20 protein-coding genes are annotated in these 24781 nt (G+C 54.6%); 2 read left to right on the top strand and 18 right to left on the bottom strand.

Annotated features, from left to right (window positions below; translation table 11 throughout):
* Positions 1 to 9 precede the first annotated feature (9 nt).
* Entirely contained in the window at positions 10 to 1887 is a 1878-nt protein-coding gene (locus TH19_RS01845; RefSeq protein ID WP_258547781.1) for a transglycosylase domain-containing protein, read from the bottom strand.
* Between the two features lie 303 nt (positions 1888 to 2190).
* Positions 2191 to 4110 (bottom strand): transglycosylase domain-containing protein, encoded by a 1920-nt coding sequence (locus TH19_RS01840; protein ID WP_114100601.1) that lies wholly within the window; start codon positions 4108 to 4110, stop codon positions 2191 to 2193.
* A 427-nt stretch (positions 4111 to 4537) separates the two neighbouring features.
* Here TH19_RS01840 and TH19_RS01835 point away from each other — a divergent pair, with 427 nt between their 5' ends.
* On the top strand, positions 4538 to 5398 hold the full coding sequence (locus TH19_RS01835; RefSeq protein ID WP_114100600.1) for a cupin-like domain-containing protein: 861 nt from the start codon (positions 4538 to 4540) through the stop codon (positions 5396 to 5398).
* A gap of 284 nt (positions 5399 to 5682) precedes the next feature.
* Here TH19_RS01835 and TH19_RS01830 read toward each other — a convergent pair whose 3' ends face one another.
* The 16 genes from TH19_RS01830 to TH19_RS01755 all read right to left on the bottom strand — a co-directional run bounded on the left by TH19_RS01830 (position 5683) and on the right by TH19_RS01755 (position 23433).
* On the bottom strand, positions 5683 to 6507 hold the full coding sequence (locus tag TH19_RS01830) for a lysophospholipid acyltransferase family protein (RefSeq protein ID WP_114100599.1): 825 nt from the start codon (positions 6505 to 6507) through the stop codon (positions 5683 to 5685).
* A 14-nt stretch (positions 6508 to 6521) separates the two neighbouring features.
* Entirely contained in the window at positions 6522 to 7835 is a 1314-nt protein-coding gene (locus TH19_RS01825) for a hypothetical protein (RefSeq protein WP_147250692.1), read from the bottom strand.
* A gap of 2 nt (positions 7836 to 7837) precedes the next feature.
* The gene (locus tag TH19_RS01820; protein ID WP_114100597.1) at positions 7838 to 10588 is read right to left on the bottom strand and encodes a cyclic nucleotide-binding domain-containing protein; all 2751 of its coding nucleotides are present in this window, start codon (positions 10586 to 10588) and stop codon (positions 7838 to 7840) included.
* 57 nt (positions 10589 to 10645) lie between these two features.
* Positions 10646 to 11458, bottom strand: coding sequence for an outer membrane lipoprotein-sorting protein (locus TH19_RS01815; protein ID WP_114100596.1), 813 nt, complete (start codon positions 11456 to 11458; stop codon positions 10646 to 10648).
* 17 nt (positions 11459 to 11475) lie between these two features.
* On the bottom strand, positions 11476 to 12225 hold the full coding sequence (locus TH19_RS01810) for a GNAT family N-acetyltransferase (protein WP_181846267.1): 750 nt from the start codon (positions 12223 to 12225) through the stop codon (positions 11476 to 11478).
* Between the two features lie 528 nt (positions 12226 to 12753).
* Positions 12754 to 13479: a FadR/GntR family transcriptional regulator gene (locus tag TH19_RS01805; protein ID WP_114100594.1), complete on the bottom strand. Its 726-nt coding sequence runs from the start codon at positions 13477 to 13479 to the stop codon at positions 12754 to 12756.
* Positions 13480 to 13517: 38 nt separating this feature from the next.
* Positions 13518 to 14369: an amidohydrolase family protein gene (locus TH19_RS01800; protein ID WP_114100593.1), complete on the bottom strand. Its 852-nt coding sequence runs from the start codon at positions 14367 to 14369 to the stop codon at positions 13518 to 13520.
* Positions 14366 to 15388 (bottom strand): NAD(P)-dependent oxidoreductase, encoded by a 1023-nt coding sequence (locus tag TH19_RS01795; protein WP_114100592.1) that lies wholly within the window; start codon positions 15386 to 15388, stop codon positions 14366 to 14368. The genes TH19_RS01800 and TH19_RS01795 overlap by 4 nt, the downstream gene beginning before the upstream one ends.
* A gap of 30 nt (positions 15389 to 15418) precedes the next feature.
* On the bottom strand, positions 15419 to 16714 hold the full coding sequence (locus tag TH19_RS01790) for a TRAP transporter large permease (RefSeq protein WP_114100591.1): 1296 nt from the start codon (positions 16712 to 16714) through the stop codon (positions 15419 to 15421).
* A gap of 3 nt (positions 16715 to 16717) precedes the next feature.
* Entirely contained in the window at positions 16718 to 17209 is a 492-nt protein-coding gene (locus tag TH19_RS01785; protein ID WP_181846266.1) for a TRAP transporter small permease, read from the bottom strand.
* Between the two features lie 87 nt (positions 17210 to 17296).
* Positions 17297 to 18298: a TRAP transporter substrate-binding protein gene (locus TH19_RS01780; protein ID WP_114100589.1), complete on the bottom strand. Its 1002-nt coding sequence runs from the start codon at positions 18296 to 18298 to the stop codon at positions 17297 to 17299.
* A 532-nt stretch (positions 18299 to 18830) separates the two neighbouring features.
* Positions 18831 to 19874, bottom strand: coding sequence for an L-idonate 5-dehydrogenase (locus TH19_RS01775; protein ID WP_114100588.1), 1044 nt, complete (start codon positions 19872 to 19874; stop codon positions 18831 to 18833).
* Positions 19875 to 19880: 6 nt separating this feature from the next.
* The gene (locus TH19_RS01770; RefSeq protein ID WP_114100587.1) at positions 19881 to 21155 is read right to left on the bottom strand and encodes a TRAP transporter large permease; all 1275 of its coding nucleotides are present in this window, start codon (positions 21153 to 21155) and stop codon (positions 19881 to 19883) included.
* Positions 21152 to 21661 carry a TRAP transporter small permease gene (locus TH19_RS01765; protein WP_114100586.1) on the bottom strand — a complete coding sequence of 170 codons (510 nt, stop codon included), beginning with the start codon at positions 21659 to 21661 and terminating at the stop codon, positions 21152 to 21154. Before TH19_RS01765 ends, TH19_RS01770 begins: the two co-directional genes overlap by 4 nt.
* A gap of 60 nt (positions 21662 to 21721) precedes the next feature.
* Complete coding sequence (locus TH19_RS01760; RefSeq protein WP_114100585.1) at positions 21722 to 22696, bottom strand: TRAP transporter substrate-binding protein; 975 nt, start codon at positions 22694 to 22696, stop codon at positions 21722 to 21724.
* A 26-nt stretch (positions 22697 to 22722) separates the two neighbouring features.
* Positions 22723 to 23433, bottom strand: coding sequence for a GntR family transcriptional regulator (locus TH19_RS01755; protein ID WP_114100584.1), 711 nt, complete (start codon positions 23431 to 23433; stop codon positions 22723 to 22725).
* 127 nt (positions 23434 to 23560) lie between these two features.
* Here TH19_RS01755 and uxuA point away from each other — a divergent pair, with 127 nt between their 5' ends.
* On the top strand, positions 23561 to 24778 hold the full coding sequence (gene uxuA, locus TH19_RS01750) for a mannonate dehydratase (protein ID WP_114100583.1): 1218 nt from the start codon (positions 23561 to 23563) through the stop codon (positions 24776 to 24778).
* Positions 24779 to 24781: the final 3 nt, after the last annotated feature.

Here is a 24781-nt window from a genome sequence, read left to right as displayed (position 1 = left end):
AGTGCTGCATTACTGTTTTGCGCTGCTGGCGCTGAAGCCCTTGGTGAAGTCGCGCCAGCTGTCGTCTTCGCCGACCTTTTTGGATCGTGCGAGGGCGGCTTTGCCGAGCGAGCGGACCGGGATGTTTTGATGGGCGTGGAGCATGAAGTCATGCCAAAGCGTTGCGGGAAGCCCGCCGCCGGTGACTTCGTCCATCGGGCTGCCATCGTCATTGCCCATCCAGACACCGGCCACCAGATCGGAGCTGTAACCGATAAACCAGGCATCACGATAATCCGATGTGGTGCCGGTTTTACCGGCCGTTGGACGGTCGATGATGGCGTTACGGCCCGTGCCCTTGGCGATCACGGCCGAAAGCATGTTGTTCATTTCACCGGCATGAAGCGGGTTGAGCAACCGGACCGGGAAATCATCGGTACGTTCATAGAGAATTTCGCCACCGCGTCCGACAATCTTGCTGACCGCGTGCGGGAAGACGGCAAAGCCACCATTGGCGACGATGGCATAGGCCCCGGTCAGTTCCAGCATCGAGACTTCGCTGGTGCCAAGCGCAAGGCTTGGTTCGGCGGCGAGTGGCGATGAAACGCCCATGTCGCGGGCCTTCTGGATCACTTTATCCAGACCGACTTCCATCGCCATTTGCACGGCAATCGAGTTGTTTGACGTTGCCACCGCATCGCGGATCGACATGGTGCCGTGATTTTTACGGTCAAAGTTGCGCGGTTCCCAGCCATCAATCACGATGGGCACATCGCGCATCCAGTCATTCGAGCCGAGACTTTTATCCAGACCGGCCAGATAGACAAACAGCTTGAACACCGAGCCCGGTTGACGCCGTGCCTGTGTGACGCGGTTATACTGACTTTCGAAATAGTCGCGACCACCGACCATGGCACGCACGGCACCATCCGGCGTCATGGCGAGAAGCGCGCCCTGACTGACATGTTTTGCCTTGGCGCCGTTGCTTTCAAGTGCGCGTTCAAGATTGAATTCTGCGATTTCCTGAAGGCGGGAATCAAGTGTGGTGTGAACCAGAAGATCCTGATCGATATAGCCGATATAGTCGCGCACACGATCAAGAACCCAGTCAGAGAAATAACGGACACCCGGCCCGGTTTTGGCCGAACGTGCGGTACGGACCCGAGACTGTTTGGCCCGATCGGCGCGTGCGGTTGTCAGCGCGCCGGTCGAGGCCATGGCATCCAGCACGATATTGGCCCGTTCGGCGGATTTGACCGGATCGACCATCGGGTTATAGCGACTTGGTGCCTTGGGCAGACCGGCCAGCACAGCGGCGTCATACAGGTTCAGACGACGCGGATCGACGCCGAAATAATAGCGCGATGCGGCATCAATCCCGTAAAGGCCGGAGCCGAAATAGATGCGGTTGAGATAAAGCGACAGGATTTGCTGTTTATCGAATTTGAATTCCAGCCAGATCGCCAGAAGGACTTCTTCGATTTTGCGCCCGAAGCTTTTTTCCGGTGACAGAAACAGGTTCTTGGCAAGCTGCTGGGTGATGGTGCTTCCACCTTCGGCAATGCGCCCGGATGTCAGATTGACCCAGGTCGCACGCAAGATACCGACAACATCAATGCCGAAATGATCATAAAAACGGCGGTCTTCGACAGACACAAACGCCTGACCGACATATTCGGGAAGATTTTGAACCTCGACCGGGGTGCCATAGCGGTTGCCATAGGTGGCAAGGGTTGCGCCATCGATGCTGACGACGCGGATCGACGGTTTGCGTTCGCTGGCGACTTCGAAACTGACCTTATCGGGCAGGCCATAGCCGTAAAAGGCAATGACGCCACCGCCCAGAACCATCACCCAGATGCTGCCCAGAACAATGAATTTGGCAATCGCCTCTGGCCCGGGAATCATGTCTCCCAGGCGGGAAAACAGACTTCCCTTGCGCTTGCCGGCACTGCTGACGCGCTTTTTCTTGGGCTTTGAACCGGTTGATCCTTTACGGACCTTGGTTCGCCGCTTGAATTCTCTTTGGACCACAAATGCACCTATCGGTCTGGACCGGCCTTGACACAGGCATCCGCAATGGCAAAAGTTCTGATCGACTTTTCATGCCAGGCAGATGCGCCGTGCGATCCGGCGTATATTATATCGCGATGTCCCAACCGAGGAGGGAGTCCCCCGTCTCCCCGCTTTGCGACTGATCTTTCTGTTATGTCAGTTTTGGGCGTTCAAGTCCTGTTTCCACAGGTCGGTTACCCCGTCACTTGTCCGGCGGCGTTGCGAGGACGCCCGGATCATGGAACGGATCGGCAAACCTTCATGCGCATCAAGCATAAATAACCGCCACAAAGACGCAAGTTCTACCTCGCCGCGCACATCCATGCGTTCGCGCGCGTCATTGCCCGCCCAGACCGCCGTGATCAGATCAGACGAGAAACCGACATACCATGCATCGGTGCCGCCACCCGCAACCGTGCCATAACCGGCAAAGGGCCGATCAAGACGGACTTGCGGATCGGTGACACTGGAATAAAGCACGTAGGAGCCTTGAATGGCCTCGTCCGTCAGGCGTTTTTCCTGAACCGGATCAACACGCTGATAAAGCAACTGCCCGCCATTTTCACTGGTGTAGGATACGCTGTTGATCAGGGTGATAAAGGCGGGCTTGCCCGAACTTTGCGGCAGGGTGTGAATGGCGGCGATGTCGCTTACCGTTACCGGATCAAGCCCGACCACAGTTCGGATATCAGTCGAAAGCGGGCTTGTGATGCCGATATCATGGGCATATTGCCGGACATTGAGCAGCCCGTAATGATCGGCCAGATTGGCCGGAACGGTATTCACATCGCGCACAAAGGCTTCGCGCAGGGATATTTGCCCCTGATATTCGTGATCGGGGTTGATCGGACGCCAGCCACCAACCGCCATGCGGTTATCACGGACCCACTGGGCCGGATCACTGTTTTCATTAAGGGCGTAATAGTATGTGGCGATCTTGATCATCCGGCCCGCCGGGTGACGGACCTCGGTCACGCGGTTGCGCTGGAACGGGCTGTAATCCGCCCCGCCGATCATTGCACGAATGCGGCCTTCGGGACTTATGGCAAGCAGGCCGACCTGATCGGCACCGCGTGGTTTGAGGCGCAGTTCGGCGACTTCCTTGACCACGTCGCGGGCAAGGTTTTGCACCTTGAGATCGATGCTTGTGACAACCTCGATATCGCGGCTGGTATAGCCGACCAAATCGGCGACTTCTTCCAGGACCATATCAACGACATAGCCCGACAGGACGTTTTCTTCGACCTGCACATCAAGCTTGGGCATGACCAGGGTCAGGGCGGAAACGCGGTCGGCCTCGATGAATTTATACTGACCGAGCTTGGCAAGAATGCTGTTGGCCTCGGCCGCGGTTTCACGGGGGAAGAACAGCGGATTGTATTTTTCAGGGTCGCTCATCGCAGCGGCAAGAACGGCGGCCTGATGCAGGCTCATACGTTCGGACGGCGCACCGTACCAGATGCGCGATGCGGCGGTGATGCCAAAAATCCCGCGCCCGACATAGGTGCGTTCAAGGTAACTGCGCAGGATGGTCTTTTTATCGAAACTCCAGTCCAGCCACAGGGCGACGAGGAATTCCTGAAAATGGCGACCAGCGCTGTTATCCTTGGTTTTAAAGAAGCTGCGTGCGACCTTCATGGTGATGGTCGAGCCGGTTCCTTCGCGGCTTGTGAAAATGCGGGCGAAGTCGGTCGCCGAGACGCCCATATGGTCATAAAAAGTCGGATCGGTGGCCGCGACAAAGACGTTTTGCACCCGTTCGGGCAGGGTGGTTAGCGACACGTCCTGACTGTAATGGCCCTTGATGGTTTCAAGCAGTGCACCGTCATAGCCCAGAATACGGATTTCCGGGCTTCGGATCATGTTGCGGCTCAGATCCAGATTGGACTTGATCGAATAGCCGATGCCCAGAATGGCAAAGCCCGCAATCGACAGGAAAAATGCGATCAGCAAAGCTCGTCGGCGGCGAATTTGCCGGCGAATTTTCCGTAACTCACGGTCGGCGATGCGCTTCATCGCTGCTTGCGCAGCCGTTTGCCCGCCAGCTTGCTGTTCGTCGTCGTCGTCTTCTGCCACGCCCAAATTCCGTTTTTTGCCCGTGCTTTATATTGTTCCCCAACAGTAAAACGCCAAGCTGTTAAGAAAATACTTTGATGGCAGTCGCGAATGCAAAGTTTACGAAAAGGCCTGGCTATTTCCAGGCGGGACAATTTTTAAATAGAATAATAATTACAGCCTCTTAATACAGTCTGAGGTTGCAAATGCCTTCTTGATTTCAGCTTCTGCCTATGCTCTATCTGAGGGACTGTCATTTGTATGTAACAATTCCGAGCTGGTTGATCCTGCGTACAAAAGACTATGGATATTGGGTGCCCGGCGATGCCCATCCAGTCCCAGACCGAATGCCTTCTTTGATCCTCGTTGAACGGGGATATTCTGTCTTGTGGCGGTCCGGCACTTTGAGAATGCAACAATCAATAAACCGAAACCGACACGGGGCACTATGACCAAGGAACTGACTTACCTGACCATTGACCGTCAGGAACATCTAAGCCGCGAAGATTTCATCCAGAATTACCTCAAACCCAAGCGTCCTGTCGTTATGCGCAGCTTTGCCGGCAGCTGGCCCGCGACGCAAAAATGGACCTATGACTATCTCAAGGCCGGGTGCGGGCAGGTTGAAGTGCCGCTTTACAGCGAAGCCTTTGCCAATTCGGATAATGACTATCTTGATTCCACGCAATCGATGGCCTTTGGCGACTATCTGGACCTTATTCAGCAGGGCCCGACGCCGCTTCGCATGTTTTTGTTTAACGTCTTCAAACATATGCCGCAGCTGCGCGAGGATTTCTCATTCCCCGATCTTGGCGTGACCTTCCTTAAGAACCATCCGTTCCTGTTTGTCGGCGGTCAGGATGCCTATGTCGATATTCACTATGATCTCGATCACAGTCATGTCTTCCTGACCCAGATGACCGGTACCAAGCGCGTCGTTCTGTATGACAGTGCCGATCGCCGCAAGCTGTATCAGCATCCGTTTACGGTTTCGTGCAATATCGATTTCCGCAACCCGGACCTTGCGCGCTATCCCAAGCTTAAGGAACTTCAGGGGTATGAATGCATTCTTGAGCCGGGCGATACGATCTTTATCCCCAGCCGCTGGTGGCATTTCATCGAATACAGCACAGCAGGCATCAGCCTGACGCTGCGCGCCTTGCCGGAAAGCTGGACCGAACGAGCCGCAGGCCTGACCAGCATCATGAAGCTCAAGGTCATGGACCAGTATCTGGGCAAGATGATCGGCGAGAAGAAATGGTACGGGATCAAGGAAGACTGGGCCCATGCACGGGCCAGACGAGCCTGATCAGCATCGACGGATCAGGCATCAGACGATCCGACAGCATCAAGACAGATCAGATTTGGCACATCAAATCTGATCTTCGGTGCAGCAGGCATCGCAAAGATAGCGGCGTCGCACTTCGATGATGAGTGCGCCGGATATGGATATGGGTATGGGCGTTCCGGGGCAAAGACTGCCCCGGTTTGAAACAGCACCCTGCCTTAAACGATGTTTGACCGGAAACGAGTTCCGGTCAAAGCAATGCCCGTGCTGAGAGAATATCTTGTTGGGACGGGGCGTAACCGACGTTACGCCCTTTTGAGGATTTCCTGATAGCCGTCCTGAACGCGATCATGCGCCCACTGGGTCAGTTCCTTGCGGTTGTCAAATTCGCTGACCGGGCGGGCCGGGCTGAAATGCACAAAGACATCCGCGCCCGATGTTGCCAGAAACCGCCAGAAATGGGTGGCAAGCGGCGTGTCATCAAACCACGGATACAACACCCGTTCGGGTTCAACTGCACCTGCCCCGCCACCAATAACGGAACCGTCTTTCAGGCACAGGACAGTGACCGGCTGGACGCTGCATTTCGAACCGATCTGATCATCAAAGACAAATTCCAGCAGCGATGATTTGAACGGCAGAACCACGCTGCCATCGGTACTTGTGCCTTCGGCAAACAAGACCAGACGACGGTCGGGCAGGATTTTTTCGCGCAGGATCTTGATCTGTTCCTGGGATTTGATCGCCCGTCTTTCAACAAAGATTGTCTGACAGCAGCGCGCCAGAAAACCGATACCGGGCCAGCCGCGGACTTCGGATTTGGCAATGAAATTGACCGTGAACATCGCGTTCAGCACCGGAATATCCAGATAGGATGTATGGTTGCTGAGCATCAGAAGCGGCAAGGTTTTGGCCGGTGTGCCAATCTCGGTTACACGGATGCCGGTGATTTTGCGCGCGACCTGATGCCAGATGGTGACGATCCGGGCACTGGCGCGAATTTTCAAACCTTCAAGGATCAGGAACGGAAACAGCATCACCACAAGCCACGTCATCAAAGTCAGGAACTTGATTGTGGCTTTGAGATGCCCGAATGCGGTGATCGGTGCAGTTGTTGTCGAAGTTACCATCTGGTCCAAAGCAGTTAGAAATCCTTGGTGAACGTCATGGTGACGTTATCATTGTCTTTCCAGTTTCCGAACAGGCTGACGTCACGGATACCGTCAAAGATGGTATATTGCACAGCAAGCCTTGTGGAATCATCAAAGTTATAGGTCAGCTTGGTCATGGACAGCAGGTCGCGTTTGCTAAACCCGCGGGCCAGTTCCTGTGACAGGGTCCAGTCGCTGGTCAGTTTGGCACTGACCACGCCGTAAAGCGCGTTCTGGAACGGCCGGGAATATGAACTTGGCGTGCTATATTCCGGGTTCGACTGTTTTTCAACAGTGCGATCCGCCAGAAATTCCAGCGAGGCATTCAAATCTTCGAGGCCGATGCGTTCAGCGGTGTTGTAGAAATTGAACGCCATCCCTGTATTGACCCGCACGAAATCATCGTCAATGCCATCATCGGTATTCTGATAATAGGCTTCCATGAACAGACGGACACTATCCAGAGGCCAGGAAATCCCGCCAAACACGCTGGTGGCGTATGGATAGACCGTATAGCGTTCGCCAACCACTTCGCCTTCCTTGGAAACGGAATAAAGCGACTGGGCGCGCGAAGCGCCAATGGCATAGTCAAACAGCTCGGCACTGCCTTCCCAGATCAGGGTCAGGTCGGGCTTGTCGGTGGTCAGGTTTTCTTCCTTATAGGTGTATTCCTTGCCGCCGATTGTGTATTTCGAGTCAAGCGAGCCATTGCTGTCCGCCCCGCCCCAGCGCCCATATTTGTAGGGTTGCCCGGTTGCCGGGTGATAGGGCATCACCGTGACATTAAGGTTGCCTTCGTCAAAGAAACGCTGCCATTGCACCAGCCAGTTACCGGTATTGACGTTGTTTAGCGGCACGGTGTAATCGCCAAGATTATAGCGATTAAGCAGGGTCAGACGTTCGGCAAATTCGTAATTCTGTTTCCACTTGCCGATTTTAATCGTCGAATCATCCCCGTCCCAGCGCACGCCCGCCTCGATCAGATCGCCATAGGGCGAGCGGCTTTTACTGTTGTTCGGGCCGACAAACGCCCCCGATATCTCGGTATGGGACGCACCGTGGACATATCCCGACAAAACCATGCTGAGCGTATCGGTCAGATAAAGGTCGGTCTTGGCCGAGTAATGAAGGCTTGCCTCATAGGCGTTGTTTTCAACACCATCGGCAGTATCGGATTTGAACATCGTGCCGGTCGATTTGATGCTTTGACTGATTTCGATATCGTCAAGCCCGTCAAACCCGTAGGCCGGTGACGCCAGCACAGCCGGAACCAAAGCAAAAGGTGTCAGTCGCAAAAAATGTCGCATGATTATTTCTTGCTTTCATTGGCTGCGAGCAAGCGCGCCGACAAGATTGTACCGATATTCTTGTAAACGCGGCTAAGAAGATAGGGCTGGGTCAATTGCAGACGGCGCAAAAGATCGGCATCAATTTCAATCAGCCAGCACTTGGTATCGGCAATTACGGTTGCCGAACGCGGTGTTCCGGCCAGAAGCGACATTTCGCCGACAGTATCGCCTTCGACCATGTCGGTAATGCGCTTTAGCCCGCCGTCATGGTCGGCGATATACACACCGGCCTTGCCTTCAAGCAGGACCATCAGGCTGCGTTCCGTGCGACCGGCCTGAATGATGGTATCGCCCGGTTCCATGTCCCGCTGTACCGAGGTCAGGATCAGATCGCGCACATGGCGGTCAGGCATTTCGTTAAACAGCGGAAAGTTTCCGAGCTTTGAATGCGGAATGCGCTGCGTAACCAGATCGAAGATCCCGACAAAGTTCAAACGGGTCATCAGCAACGGTGTCAGGAATATATCAATCACCAGTGCGAGAAGAAGGGCTGTGCCCATCAGGATGCCAAAGACCTGCGTGTAATACAGGCTTGAGACCGACTGGGAATAGAAGGCCAGACTAAGCGCAAAGGTGGTGGTCAGAACAGCAGCCGCTTCGGAACGGATGGTGTGGCGGGCCGCCAGACGCGGATTGGCGATCTTGCGGCAGCTTTCCTTATAACTGCTGAGCATGTGGATGGTGTCATCGACCGCAATACCGATCGAGACCACAATCACGATGATCAGGGGCGGGTTCATCGGAAGACCGACCGCCCCCATGATCCCGACGGTCAGCAGTGGCACAAAGATATTGGGCAAGACCGCCCCAAGCCCGGCCTTGAGAGAGGAAAAGATCAGCGACATCACCACATAGATCGCACCGACCAGGAACAGCAAACTTTGCATCTGCGACGAGATCAGATTGGTTGCCGTATAGGCGGCAAGCGGTGCTTCGCCGGTGATGTTGTATTTCATCCAGGGCGGCAGATCGGTTTCAAGAATGGCGTTGATTTCATCAATCAGCGCCAACAGTTCCTTGGTTTCGCTGATTGTGTGTTTGACCTTGATGGTCGCATAACGGAAATCACGGGTGACGTAGCTTTCGATGTCAGAGCGTTCGAGCAACATCAGGAATTGCGAAACCTGATCGGCGGTTTCGGGCGGGGTGACTTCCGGATTGCCCCAGACATGGTTGATATGGGCCAGCTGTTCAGACAGCGAGGTCGCCATGGTCACGCCCGGCAGTTTTTCAATTTCACTGCCAATCTTGAAGATGATGCCAAGAGCTTCGGGGTCTTCGATCTGGTGATCGCGTTGACCATCAATCAGGATGGTCAGACCCTCGAGACCGCCCAGTCGTTCTTCGGAGAACCGGTAGTCCTGCATGAACGGATGGCCGGGTGTCAGCGCATCAAGCGGATTGTTGGAAACCTCGACCTGGGTGGCGGCAACCGCACCAAGCACACATACCGCGCCAAATGGCGCAATAAACAGCGCCGGCTTTTTGTAGATACGGTCAAAGCTGCGCGCGATGAAATAGGATACCAGGCGCAGATAGCGGTTCGGGAGACGGTTTTTGGTGTATTTGCTGTCCCCAAAGAAATGGAAGAATGACGGTGCCAGCAAGATGGTGATCACGCCATTGGCAAAGATCGCAAAGGCCGCCATGATCCCGAAATCACGGATCGCAGGAACGTCACTGATCGCACTGACCGCAAAGCCAAGGGTCGATGTCCCGGCGGTCAAGATCGTCGGCAACCCGACATGCTTGATCATGTATTTGCGCGCGGCAAGAACCAGTTCCGGGCGGCTGAGATCAGATTTCTCGCCATTTACTTTCTTAAGGCCTTCCATATAGGAGGCAAAGAAATGCATGTCTTCGGTCGAGCCGAGTGCAAGCAGGATCACCGGGGCCAAACTGCCCAGCATATTAAGCGGAATGCCCGTCCAGCCAAGGAAACCAAACGTGATCACCGTTGAAAGGGTTGCGGTAATCAGCGGCAGAATAAAGGCCTGCGGACGTTTGGAGGATACCCACATGCCGCCAATCAGCATCACGACAAGGAACAGGAACATCGGCGGCATTTCGCCGACCAGCACATCGGTGGTTTCCGCATTCAGGCGCGTACCGCCAATGATCGTGATCCGTTCAAATTTATCGCGATAATCCGCAATGATGCTGTCCATTTCCTCGTCAATGGCGACATCATTGACCGTGCCGAGAATATAGGACGGGGTGGTAACAATAATGACCAGCCCCTTGCCGTCTTCGGAAATGTACTGGCCTTTGAAAAGCGGGTTTTGCAGGGCGTATTTACGCGCGGTTGCGGCTTCTTCGGCGTCATAGGGCAGCGGATCAAGCAAGGCGCCCGATGCGACATCCCCGTCTTCGTCGTGGACATCACTGACATTGATCAGACTTTCGACCTTTTCGGCGTCTTTCATGTCGCCAAGATCGTAATGGAGGTTTTCAAACTCCTGGAGTTTGTCGACCGTCCACATGTCCTTGTCTTCGACCAGCAGAATTGTCGTGCGGTCCGAACCGAACAGATTGATGAAGTCGATATATTTGTCCCGATGGACATCATCATCACTGATCAGGCTTTGGATGCTGGTATCGATTGTCATCCGTGGCAAGCCGGCCGCAAAACCGGCAGTCAGAACAACCAGGGTCAGTATGCAAAGCAGCGGGTGACGCAAAACCGGTGCGAAGAGGCGGGTAACAGTCATCGGGACTACCTGAAAAAAGAAATCGCTCCCGGAAGCGGGAGCGATGACAGGACAAAATTAACGCATATATCGGCCGGTCTTGATCCAGCGGTGTTCGAACATTTCTTCTTCGACCGCATCTTCGGCAAGACTTCTGGACTTAATGATCATTTCGGTGCTGGTTTTGGTTTCCAGCGTCGTCATGATGGTGCTTTTCGGGCGCATTGCCGGATCGGCCACGACTTCGGGGTCGTAGTTGCGCTGAACCTTGGAATGGTTTTCGCGACGATCATAGAAATCGACCTGAATGACGAAATAGGTTTCCTTGGACAGATTGAAAATCCGCCATGCATAGCCGGTCTCGCGCGAGACTTCGTCGTTCGCGGGTGTGGCTTTGACGACAAAGGTTTCTTCGCCGTCGATGTTTGAATCTTCAAGACGTTCATAGGTGAAGTCATCACGATCATCAGATGTCATGTCTTCATAGGTGAAGTCCGTACCAAGGAACGGTTTACGCTTGGATGACCCGGCGGTGCGTTTGAGCTTTTTGCTGACTGCGGGCAGATAGGTCCACTGATCGTCTGAACGACCCTTGTTCTGCCAGCTGAGCAATGCCACACCTTCAACCCCGGCAGGCCCGTCAAAAACCGTCAGATATTTGAACAAGCCATCATCACCTTCAAGCGAATAGCGGCGCAATTCACGTTCCTCGAAGACCTTGCCGTCTTCGGAAAGTTTCATGTCCAGTTCTTCATATTCGCGCGGCAAGTCATGACGGTCGGACGATTCATCCATGATCTGGCGGCCGGTAAGTTCCTGGGCAGAGACCAGACCGTTGGACGAGACCAGCAAGACAAAGCTCAAGGCACCAAAGAGGGCTTGTTTCAACATTTCAATTGCTCACACTTTCAGGGGGTCATTTCGAGGCGGTCTGCCTGCTTTTTGAAGAACTTAACGTAGGTCTGCGGGACCTTGGCGATTTCGACCGTCATCATGATATCGAGGGTGTTGAACTGATCATCGAGCGCCACGCCATCACCGACAACACCGCCAAGCTGCAAGTAGGCCTTGATCAGCGGCGGCAGGCTTGCCATTGCGGACTTGTCATCGATCTGATCGGCAGGCACGCGATCCATCGGCATATGTTCAAGCGCACGGGCCAGTGTTTTGCCCTCGCCCAGATGGCGGTGATACAGATAGGAAAGCTCGGTCGCGATCTTGTCGGCGTCGGTTTCATGGAAACTGGCGCAGCCGAACAGAAAATCGATGTCATAGGCAAAGACGAATTTGGTAATGCCACGCCACAGAAGCTGGATCGCGTTGCCGTCGCGGTAATCCTTGTGCACGCAGGAACGACCGACTTCCATATAGTTACCGGTCTTTTCCCCGAGCAGAGGAATGGAAAATTCCGATGCCGCGATATAGGGAACATCGGCAGGCTTGCGGGCCGACAGCAACAAACGGGTGGTGGCAACAACGCGGCCATCCTGGCTGTTATCGACAACCATCAGATGGGCGCAATGTTCATCAAACATGTCACGGTCCAGCCCGTCTGCGTGGGAGTCCGTGTATGCCTGTGCCTGATATTCATTAAAGAACACATCAAAGCGCAATCGCTGGACGGCTTCGATGTCATCCTGAGATTGAGCAATTTTCACTGATAATCTATTATTAGACATTTCAAATATTCAATCTGTAATTCATGTGCTTGTTCATAAGTTTTGCAAGTTTAAAAAACTTTAAGTCCATATATCACAGTTGGTAAAGCATTGGGAAACTAACATATTTTTCCGAAATACTTCAAATAATCATAATAAAATATACTAAAAGATAGATAACTTGCGATTTAACTTCCCATAAGGGTAGGAATATTAAACTTACCTTATTCAATAAGATTTACCCGAATGCCCGTTTGCCCACCGTGGGGATGCGGCAATAAAAAAATCCCCGTAAAAACGGGGATTTGAGTATTCAGGAATAGTCAAAAATTGCATCGGGCAATGCATCCACAACACATCCGGACAGCAAAGAACCAAACGCACTTCCTCTGCGCTGATTGTGTCCGAAGGTTTTGAATTTCCACTCATTACCGGTGCAAATACTGTTTGCGGCAGGCACCTCCGACGTTGTTGAAAGCAAATTTGATCGGCAGGACCGCAAGAAGTCCGCAAACAAAATTCGGCGTTTTACTTACCAATCGACTCAATTCGATTAAGGATGTCTTCGCGGCCCTTCTGAACAAGTTGCAGCATTGCCTGACGTGCACGTACCGGATCACCGGCAGCAATCGCATCGGCAATGGCGCGGTGATAGGGCAAGGTAATCCGCATGTTTTCAGGCAGGAGAACTTCGGGTGACAGCATGGCATCAAAGAAGTTATCGAGCATCGGCTGCATATGCAGGATGAACTGGTTACCGGTCCCCTTGAGCAAATGCCGGTGGAATGCAAGGTCGGCAGTAAACCAGTCCCCGTCCCCGTTCAGGGCCGCTTCCATACCGTCGCAGGCATCATAAAGATCGGAGCAGTCAAAGTTCGGATTGGATGCACAAATTTCGACAGCAATCGTTTCAATGGCCGCACGAAACTGCGTCATGTCATCCACAAAAACCGTGTCCCGGTTATAGCGGAACCGCCAGGCCAGAACTTCTGGGTCAAACAGGCTCCAATCCGAAAGTGGCCGGACAATTGTCCCGGTCTTGCGACGGACCTGAAGCATACCCTTGGCGACAAGGGTTCGAATGGCTTCGCGCACAACGGTTCGCGAAATACCCAGTTCGTCGCCAATTTCTGCTTCGTTGGGCAGGACGGCATCAACATTGTAACGTCCGCTCATCAACCATTTTGCAATGGCTTCGACCGCCTCGGAATGAAGGGACCGCAATGGTCTGATTTGCTGATCTGTTTCGTGCATTCAGATACTTCTTTTTCTGTCGGTTTTGCTTTTTGCCATCATGCCGGCGTGGCATCCGCCAGGACGGGTTCAAACCCATAAACCTTTTGCGGGTTTTCGCAAAGGATACGCCGTTGCAGGGACGCATCGGGTGCCCAATCCTGGAGCAGTTCCAGCATCTTGCCATCATCCGGGCGGGGCGTGGTCATGATATGGGGCCAGTTCGATGCCCACATCATGCGTTCCGGTGCATGGGCCACAAGTGCCTTCGCAAGGGCCGATACATCATTGTATCGTGGTTCACCGATACGTGAAACTTCGTATGGCGCGGAAAGTTTGACCCAGACACGCCCGGTATCAATCAGGCGCAGCAAACATTGAAAGGCATGATGATCGGGTTCGACAGGTTCAAGAAACTTGCCGATATGATCAATGACGATGCGACCGGGCCAGGACAAGATCTGTGCTTCGCGATCAGGCAGGTTATGACCATCCATCTGCAACTGAACATGCCAGTCGAAGTCATGAACCCGATTGGCAATTGTATCAAGCTGGTCCCAAGGGATTACACCGCCTGCAAGCATTTGAAAACGCGCGCCACAGAAACCGGAATCGGTCAGATCACGCAGGGTCTTTTCCGACACACTATCATCGACAACCGCAACCCCGCGGGTATCGCGACGGCCCAGTGCGACAATCCCGTCGGCCGTTACCGAGTTATCGGTGCCATAGGCGGTTGGCTGTACGATCACCGCACGGGTCAGACCAAGTGCATCCCGCACGGCGCGATAGCTTTCGACGTCATCTTCTTCGGGTGCGGCAATGGCATCGGGTACGGTTTGCGCGCCCTTACGATAGACATGAATATGCGTATCACAGGCCCCGCGGGGTACAACGATGGTGCGGGTCATGTTGTGCTCCTGCTGTTTGGGTTTGACGATGAAATGCGGGCATGCAGACGGGTTGCTGCATCGGCATTCACGGCATTGTCGGGAATTTCATTCTTTGCGATCTTGAGGACCTGCGAGGCGACATGCATTGCCTGTCCTTCGCTGGCCTGCGGGGTTTGACCACCAATATGCGGGGTGGCGATCACATCATTTCGGGTTGCCAGACGCGATGGCGGGCGCTGGTCATGGGCACTGCCGACATCCATTGCCGCACAGGCGATCTGCCCGGCATCAAGGGCCTGTATCAAGGCGTCTTCGTCCACCAGCTCGCCCCGCGCCAGATTGATAAACATCGCATCGGACTTCATCGCAGCAAAAGCACGGGCATTAAACATGCCCGCCGTTTCCGGAATGGACGGGGCCAGACAGACGACAAAATCGGCCATGCCAAGCAAAACATCGAATGCCACATTGCCGATACCATCAGGCAAGGAGCCCGGGGCCGGATCGGTGATTACAACCGTCATACCAAGGGCCTGACCCAAAGTTGCGAGTTGACGGCCGATCACACCAAACCCGCAGATGCCAAGCGTTTTACCCGCAAGTTGTTGTCCCATGCCAAGGGCGGGCAGTTTGCCCGATCGATAGGCCGCGACCGAATGACTGATGCCGCGCGCGCCATCAATCATGAAACCAAGGGCCAGTTCCGACACCGAGGTGGCAAAGGTCGGGATGGACCGGGTGACCAGAACACCATTGGCCGTGGCGGCATCCACATCAATCGTGCTGATATCCACCGCACATCGCATCACGGCAAGAACATCGGGGGCGGCATCAAAAAACGCGCGATCAACCGGGGTTTGACGATCCGCAATCACCAGATCACAGCCCGCAGCAGCCCGGGCGAGTTCCGCGCCCGCCAGAACCTTGCCGGTCGGATTGATCACCAGTTCGCACTGTTCTTGCAGCTTGGCGCGTGCGTTTGGCGGAAACAGCAACGGCAAACTATCAGGGGTATGCGTCAGAAAAATACGTAACATCTTTATCTTTCGAAAAGGGCGGCAGCCTGATTACCTGCCAAATACATAAGACGGGATGGCAACGGTCAGCGGTTCAAAGAACACGACCAGCAACAGGGCGGCGACTTCGGCTGCGATGAAGCTCCAGGAATAGCGCATGGTCTCGCCATAGGGGCATTTCGCAATACTGGATGCGACAAACAACAAAACCGCAACCGGGGGCGTCGTCGACCCGATCTGGGTCGCCATCACCAGGGCCAGACCAAGTTGCAGATCATTGATCCCGACCGCGTGACCGATATGCACGGCAATTGGCACGGTGATGATCAGGACCGCCATGCTGTCGACAAACATCGTCAGAACCAGCATCACCGATACCAGCAACAGGAAGACCGCCGTCGGGTCCTGTGTTGTCGACATGATCGCAGACAGGATCAACTGATTGAAATTCAGATAGGACAGCAACCAGCCAAAACCGCTGGCGATGCCGATGATGCCCAGAACCATCGATGTGGTAACCGCGGCTTGGACAAAGATTTGCGGCAGGTCACGCAACTTGATCGTGCGATAGATGAAGAAACTGACCAAAAAGGCAAAGATACAGGCAACAACACCGGATTCCGTCGCGGTAAAGACCCCGCCCAGAATGCCGGTGATGATGATCAGCGGGGCAACAAGGGCGGCCCAGACATCGACAAGCGAGCGCAGGCAACGCTTGATCGAGAATTTCTGACCGGATTTCTGCAATTCAGGGTGACGCGAGGGAGAAAGCGAATGCAGATAGACAACCGTCATCAGGGCAAGCCCGATCAGAATGCCCGGAATAATCCCGGCCAAAAACAGACCGCCGACCGACACACTGGCAAGTGCGCCATAGACAATCATGGTCATACTGGGCGGGATGATGGCGCCGATGGTGCTGCTGGTGGCGGTGATGGCGGCGGCATAGCCGGCCGGGTAGCCCTTTTCCTTCATGGCCGGGATCAGGACCGAACCAACCGCAGAAGTATCCGCCGTCGAGGAGCCCGATACACCGGCAAAGATCATCGAGGACACGATATTGGCCTGGGCCAGACCGCCGCGCATATGACCGACCACGGTTTCGGCAAAATCAACCAGCTTGCGGCTGATGCCACCACGCGACATCAACTCGCCCGCCAGAATGAAATAGGGCATGGCCAGCAAGCTGAAGCTGTCGAGGCTTGAAAACATCTTTTGCGGATATAGCGGCAAGGCAAGTTCCGGCACGATCAGAATCCCCGCCAGACCAACAAGGCCCAGCGACAGGATGACCGGAATTCCCATGAAGATCATCACGAGAAGGGCAATGAAAAGACCTATCAACATTGGTTAATTCCGAATTTGAGGATCGAGGGCCGCGCCATGCCGGAAAAAGCAATAGAGCCTGCGCAGGGCGATAATGATCATGTAGCCAGACCCGATGGGGATCGCGGCATAGACCAGATGCATCGGAAGACGCATTCCGGGACTTTTTTGCATTTGCAGGAAGTGCGACAGTTCAATCGTGCCGGTGATCAGGGCGACGGCAAGTGCAATCCACAACAGATCGACCACGGCAAAGAACATGCCGCGCCCGCGTTGGGATAACATGTCGGTCAGGGTTTCCATGCCGATATGGGCGCAATGGCGATAAGCCACCGGAACGCCGAGAAAGACGATCCATATTTGGCCATATCGCTGAAGTTCCTCGCTCCAGCTTAGCGAAAGGTTCAGGAAGAACCGGTTGCAGACCTGCATCGTCCCGACAATCACGATGCCAAGGAAGATGACAAAAATAGTCAATTCGATTGTACGGTCGATGACCGCCCAAAACCGTGTCATGTTAATGGAGCCTTTTCCGATCAGTCGCATTTTAATCCACAGGCAAAACCGGGCCGACCCCAGGTGACTGGGACCGGCCCGACAGAGTTATTGCGCGTCGCGGATCAGTTTCAGCAGATCGGTCGCATCAAGATCGGCAGCCAGTTCGTCCTGAAGGGGAACGGCATCTTTCTTGAATTGTGTTGTATCGACATTGGTGATGGTCATGCCGACATCTTCAAGCTGCTGAAGGGCTTTGCGTTCACGGACCGGGGCCATGGCACGGTTGACCTCGATTGCGAATTTCGCGGCATCGGTCAGGACTTTCTGATCTTCTTCGGAAAGCTGATTCCACAGGGTCAGGGAATAGGTCAGAACCGTCGGGCCGAACAGATGGCGGGTCAGGGCGACATGGTCGCTGACTTCATAAAGCTTGCTGGAATAGACCATGGACGCTGCATGTTCAAAGCCGTCAAGAACACCTGTCTGAAGGGCGGTGTAGATTTCACCAAATGCCATCGGGGTGGCGTTGGCACCCATGGCATTCAGGGCAGCCACATAAACCGGGGACTGAATGGTACGGATCTTCAGGCCCTTGATATCTTCGGGCTTTTCAATCGCCTTGCCGTTGGTGACCACATTGCGATAGCCCCAGCTATAGCCCCAGCCAAGTACCTTGAAGCCGGATTCTTCGAAACGCGCTTCGAGCTTGGCACCAAGTTCGCCATCCAGCGCACGACCGACATGATCGAAATCCTGCCACAGGAACGGCAGATCAAGCACACCGCCAACCGGCACGATGCTGTTATAAACGGCGGTACCGCCAACATGCATGGTGGCACCCGCGCCAAGCTGCATGGCCTGCAAGACGTCCTGGTCACCGCCAAGGGCGCTTGAACCATAGACTTCGAATTTCAGATTATCCGAGTGGCTGTTGACATAGTTCTGCATGATCCAGGCGGTCATGCCATTGTCGTTTTCCAGATCGGCAACCGAAGACATCGCCATCTTGATGGTGGTCTGGGCAAAGGCGGTGCCGGTCAGGGCGAAGCTGGCGCAGGTCATCAGGCACGCGCCGGCGAAACGCCGGGCATTTTTCGAGATCATCATTGTATTCCTCCCTTCCCCGAACGACGCCGGGGGGCTTGCTTAATTGGTTCGTTAGAGAAAGCAGGGTCGAAGTCATGGTGACGCAAGGCGGGGACGCCCGGCGGTGGCGACTCATCTTCTGTTTCTAGCCCATAGGTAATACATATTATGTATGATGTAAACAATGTTGTAATTTTTATTAACATCTAACCGGACAAGCAAACACACGATTTTCAGGCAAAACAGCCCCCGCTCGTCAGATGGACCAGTTCGGTTTGTATGATTTAATTCAAAGTGATAGCTGACACTTGCGCGTCGCGCATCTGGTCATACGAGCCCGCAGCGCAACCTGATCCGCAGTCAGGTACGGATCATGGAATTTTCATTCAGCACTGCATTAGCAACCGTCTTTTTTAGAGGCCAACAGCCGAGTCTGACTGCAATTCTGATGACTGAGTGCTGCCAAATAAAAAGGAGAACCCCAAACAGGAGCCCTCCTTACATTCATGTTTTCCGAACCGGACGAACGGGAGTTACACCCGTCAGCACCAGATCAGCTGGCAAATGACAGCTGAACCTTGACCGATTTGCTGCGATCACGGGCGATTTCAAAGGCTTCCTTGGCTGTTTCCAGCGGGAAGGTCTGGGTGATGATCGGGGTGACGTCGATTTCGCCGCTATCAATCATCCGGACCGCCTGGCCAAATTCGGCATGGAAGCGGAACGTACCGGTGATGGTGATTTCCTTGGCGACCAGCGGATTGAACGGTACGGGCATTTCACCGGCAACACCGACCTGAACCAGAATGCCTTGCGGGCGCAGGGTGCTGATGGCAGTGCGCAGGGCCGCCGGTGCGGCAGAGCATTCAAGGCACACGTCGAACTGTCCCTTGTCCTTTTCATAGAGGGTCAGTTCGTCGGCGGCCTTGGCGATATTGATCGTCCGGGTCGCGCCCATCTGACGGGCGACATCAAGGGCGAAATCCTGCAAGTCGGTAACGACAATTTCAGCAGCACCGGCAACCTTGGCCGCCGCCGCACACAAACTGCCAATCGGCCCCGCCCCGGTGATCAGGACTTTCTTGCCGGTCAAATCACCGGCCCGCGCCACAGCATGCAAACAGACCGCAAGCGGTTCGGCACAGGCGGCGTTCCCGATATCGGTTTGATCGCCAACACTGTAACATTGCCCGGCCCGCACATTGACCAGATCACGGAAAGCCCCCTGGATATGAGGCATCGGCATCGCCGAACCGAAGAACTTCATGTTCAGGCAATGCTGTTGCAGGTTCTTTTGGCAATAGCTGCAAGTGCCGCACGGATGGCTTGGATTAATCGCGACCTTTTGCCCGACAGACAATCCGCGGGCGTCCGGGCCAAGAGCAACAATCGTCCCGGCGGCTTCGTGGCCAAGAATGATCGGTTCGCGCACGCGGATCTGACCAATCCCGCCTTCGAAATAGTAATGCATGTCCGAACCACAGACACCACCAGCCCCGACACGGATCAGAACTTCATCCCCGACCGGATCCGAAGTGACTTCGCTGTCAATCCGCAGGTCATCTTGACCGTAAAGGCGGCAAACACGGGTTTGCATAAAGAGTTACTCCATCAGGGACGGCAGCCAGGTTGACAGCGCCGGAATGTAAGAAACAAGAAACAGAATGCCGATATTGGTCAGCAGGAACGGCAACAGTGCCCGGATCACGGTTGTCACCGGTGCCTTTGCAATATTGGCACAGATGAACATGCAGATACCGACCGGCGGCGTTGTCAGACCAATCATCAGGTTCAGAACCGCAAAGACCGCAAAGTGGATCGGGTCGACCCCCACGCTGGTCGCAAGTGTCAGAAGCGGGACGAACAGAATGATCAATGCCGCAATCGTTTCCATGAACATGCCAACAATCAGCAGCACCAGATTGATCAGCAGGATCACGGCATATTTGTTGTCGGTCACAGACAGGACCGCATCGGAAATCATTTGCGGAATGCGTTCAGAAACCAGAATCCAGCCAAACACGTTGGCAAGACCGACCAGCGCAAGAATGGCAGCAGCCGTCACCGCACTGTCGATGATGATTTTCGGCACCTTGCGCAGCGGCAGTTCCCGATAAATGAAACAGCCGACAATCATCGCATAGAGGCTGGCAATCACAGCCGTTTCGGTCGGGGTCACAAAACCGCTTAGCAGACCGCCCACAATCAGGGCCGTCATTGCCAGCGCCCAGAAAGCACCGGCAAAGGAGCGGGCCAGTTCACCAAATCCCTGCCAGGGTTGATGCGGGAAGTTGCGGCGAACAGCAATGATGTAGCAGGTCACCATCATCGCAAGACCCATCAGGATGCCCGGAATGGCACCGGCGATGAACATCTTGCCAACGGAAATACCGGACAGTGCCCCGACGATGATCATCGGCATGCTTGGCGGAATGATCGGGCCCACGGTGGAGGATGCAGCCGTCACAGCCGCGGAAAAAGCAGGCGTATATCCGGCGCGCACCATGCCCGGGATCATCATCCCGCCAATTGATGCAGCATCGGCAACCGCTGTACCGGAAATGCCGCCAAACAGCATCGATCCGGTAACGTTGGTCAGACCAAGTCCACCGCGCATCCAGCCAACCATGGCATTGGCAAACCGGACAATACGCGGGGTAATGCCGCCTCCATTCATCAGATTACCGGCCAGAATAAAGCCCGGAATACACAGCAGGACAAACACATCCATCCCGGCAAACAGCTTTTGCGGGATCACGACAAGCGGGATGCCTTCAAGCAGAAGATAGCACAGCGAGGACAAACCCAGCGTGACAGCAACCGGAAGACCGATGATCAGACCAAGCGCAAAAACGCCAAAAAGAATTGCGAGGCTCATGGGAAGTCCTTTGTCGTATCTTCGGCCTTGCCGTCAGAGACACCGGCAATCACCCGTACCATTCGCAACACTGCAAAAAGACCGAGCACAACAAGCAGAATGAAAACGGTGGCGTGAATGAAATCCATCCGAACGCCTAATGCGGGCGAGGTCTGAAGGACCCCGATTGAAACAAACATCCATGCCGGGGACAGCAATATCAGACAGAATCCAGCGGTGATCCCGGCCGAAATGAATGCCAGGGCGCGCTGAACCCGAAGCGGCAGCATCTCGCAAACAATATCGACATTGACCAGTTCGCCGTTACGGAACGACAGGCCGACGCCGAACGCTGCCAGAAACAGCAATGTGTGACGTGTCAGTTCCTCGGTCCACACCGGTGAACTCGGCAGGAAGGTCCGGGAAAAGACCTGTATCAGGACCGTGCAAATCAAAAGACCAAAGGCGGCCCCGGTTCCGATCCGGCAAAGAGCAATGATGAATGCGTATAGTCTGGCGTAAAGCACGTTACGTCCCCGTCGAAGGAAGAAGGTTCGGTCGCACCAGGGCGACCGAACCGGCAGCTATCAGTTTGCGAAAAGATTTTCGACAATCGGGCGGATTTCGTCGGAAACATTTGCAAGAACGGCGTCTTTTGCCTTCTGGGCAAAGGCCTGGGTATCAACGTCGACAAAGGTCATGCCTTTGGCCTGAAGTTCCTGGGTCAGACGTTCTTCATCAGCCACAAACAGGTCACGCTCAAAGGCCTGCGCGCGTTTGGCAGCTTCCATGACCGCGTCCTTGTCGGCATCCGACAGTTTGTTCCAGGTGATTTCCGAAATCGTCAGATAGATCCATGAACGCACATGTTCGGTTTTGTTCACGAATTTCTGCACTTCGTTGAAGCTTGCAGAATCGATCAGAGCCAGCGGATTTTCCTGAGCGTCAATGGTGCCTGCCTGAAGCGAGGTAAAGACTTCGGAGAACGCCATCGGGGTCGGCTGGGCACCCAGCGATTTCCAGACATCAACGAAAAGCGGAACGTTCGGCACGCGAAGCTTGAGACCGTTCAGATCGTCCGGGCTTTTGATTTCGCGGTTCGAGGTCAGGTTACGCGGGCCGCGTGCAAAATACGCGATCGGGCGAATACGTGCTTTTTCGACAATCTGCTGTTCGATCTGATCGCCGATTTCACCGCTGGCAACAGCGTCCATGTCATCAAGCGTCGGATAGGCATAGGGAACCGCAAGAAGGGCAGCCATCGGTGCCCAGTTCTGCAAGCTTTCGCCGGTGATTGTCATATCGACTGATCCAAGCTGCATGCCGTTGATCAGGTCGATTTCCTTGCCAAGCGTTTCGTTCGGGAATACCTGAACGTCAATACGGCCATCGGTCAGGGTCGAAAGTTCTTCCCCGAACTTAACAGCCGCTTTGTGCCAGGCATTTTGTTCATTGGCGAGATGGCCGAGCTTCAGGGTCATTTCCGCAGCCATTGCGGAACTTCCCATCATCATTGCAGCCATACCGGCAATCATCAGCTTCTTGGTCGTTTTTTTAAGCATCGTTTCCTCCCTGTTCGGTTGATGCCTTAGGGCGACAACGCAGAACTGGCGTCGTCAAAAAGCTCCGTTCTGGAGCGGGCAATATCAGGCAGCGTATGCAGAATTTCGCGAAGATGTTCACGCATGGCTGCACTGGCGGCTTCGCAATCACGTGATTTGATTGCAGAAACAATTCGAACGTGCTGCTCGATGATGTCGTGCATCGAGAACTGGAAGTAACTGAGGTAGCGCACCCGATCGAGCTGGGCGCGCACGTCCTCGACGACTTTCCACGCATAGGTCTTGCCCGCCGCTTCGGCGAGGCACCGATGGAAATCATGATCAAGGGCGAGGAACGAGCGGGCGTCGCCCTGCATGGCCTTGCGCTGATCGATGATTAACTGTTCAAGCCGGTCCAGAAACGCGTCGTCCGGTTCTTTGGCAACGAAACGCGCAATATCGGCTTCGATGGCTTCGCGGACGAACCGGGCATCAAGAACCGAGGCGACCGAAATTTTCCGGACATAGGTGCCGCGTTGGGGGCGAACTTCCAAAAGGCCTTCATCGGCAAGCTTGATAAAGGCTTCGCGCACCGGCTGGCGGCTGACATTGAAATGTTTGGCAAGTTCGGCTTCGGACAGGCGCACGCCGGGAAGCAAGTCTGTGCACACGATCCGTTCGCGAATAATGCGGTGGATCTGCGGGCCAACAGCCTGATCGTTCGAAATCTCCCAGTCCTTTTGTTCGGGATCACCCATCATTCTCTCCTTGCCTTCCTGATCGATAATGCATACTACCATACTAGTCAACAAATTTGTAACGTGATACGGTTCACGCTATTCTTAGTCGGTGTTGATAACACCATGCCAATACAGAGAGAAACACATGAAACAAACCTGGAGATGGTTCGGACCGCGTGATCTGGTCAGCATTGACGATATTTGTCAGGCCGGGGCGCATGGCGTGGTTTCCGCCCTGCATCACATTCCCAGCGGCGCAGTCTGGGCGCCGGACGAGATTGCCAAGCGTCATCGCGAAATCGCGACGATGAAAGACGGCTCTGTGTCGGGTCTGACCTGGGATGTTGTTGAAAGTCTTCCGGTTTCCGAATCCATCAAACGGCAGGTTGGCCCGTGGCGCGACCATATCGCAGCCTATAAGGAAAGCCTGCGCAATCTTGCCAGCTCCGGGATCAGCATCGTCTGTTACAACTTCATGCCGGTTCTTGACTGGACGCGCACCCATTTGAACTGGCGTTTCTCAAATGGCGCGACCTGCATGCGCTTTGACCTATTTGATTTTGTCGCGTTTGATTTGTTCATTCTGTCGCGTGCCGGTGCCGAAAACGACTATGGCCCCGAAATCATTGCCGAGGCCAAAACCCGTTTTGCAGCAATGACCGATGATCGTCGCGCGGAACTGGAACGGACCGTTGCCTTTGGCCTGCCCGGATCGGTCGAAAGCCTTTCGCTTGATGATCTGCGCGAGCTTCTTGCGACCTATGCCAATATCGATGCCGATACGCTGCGCGCCAATCTTGTTGCGTTCCTTGAAGAAGTGGTGCCGGTCGCGCGCGAAGTCGGCATTCGCATGTGCTGCCACCCGGATGATCCGCCCTTTGCGTTGCTGGGTCTTCCGCGCATCATGTCCACCGAAGACGATTACGCATTCATCATGAAGGCCGTCGATATTGCGGAAAACGGCATTACCCTGTGTTCCGGATCGCTTGGCGTTCATCCGGGCAATGATTTGCCGGGCATGATGAAGCGTTGGGGTGATCGCGTGCATTTCATCCATCTGCGCAATACCAAGCGCGAAACCGAAGGCCTGCCTTGCAGCTTCCATGAAGCCGAACATCTGGACGGCGATACCGACATGGTTGCCCTGATCGAGCAGATCCTGCGTGAGGAGGCATCGCGCAAGGCCGCCGGTCGTGCGGACTGGAACATTCCGATGCGTCCCGATCACGGGCACGACATCCTTGACGATTTGAACCGCAAGGGACAACCGGGTTATCCGGCCATCGGACGCCTGAAAGGGTTGGCCGAATTGCGCGGCGTGATGACCGCCCTGTCGGCCCGCTTTGACAAGCTCGGGAGTTAAGGG

The organism is Thalassospira profundimaris (genome assembly GCF_003326675.1).
In the GTDB taxonomy this organism is placed as follows: Bacteria; Pseudomonadota; Alphaproteobacteria; order Rhodospirillales; family Thalassospiraceae; genus Thalassospira; species Thalassospira aquimaris.
Note: the sequence above shows the minus strand (reverse complement) of the source record. Positions and strands in the feature narration are given on the sequence as shown.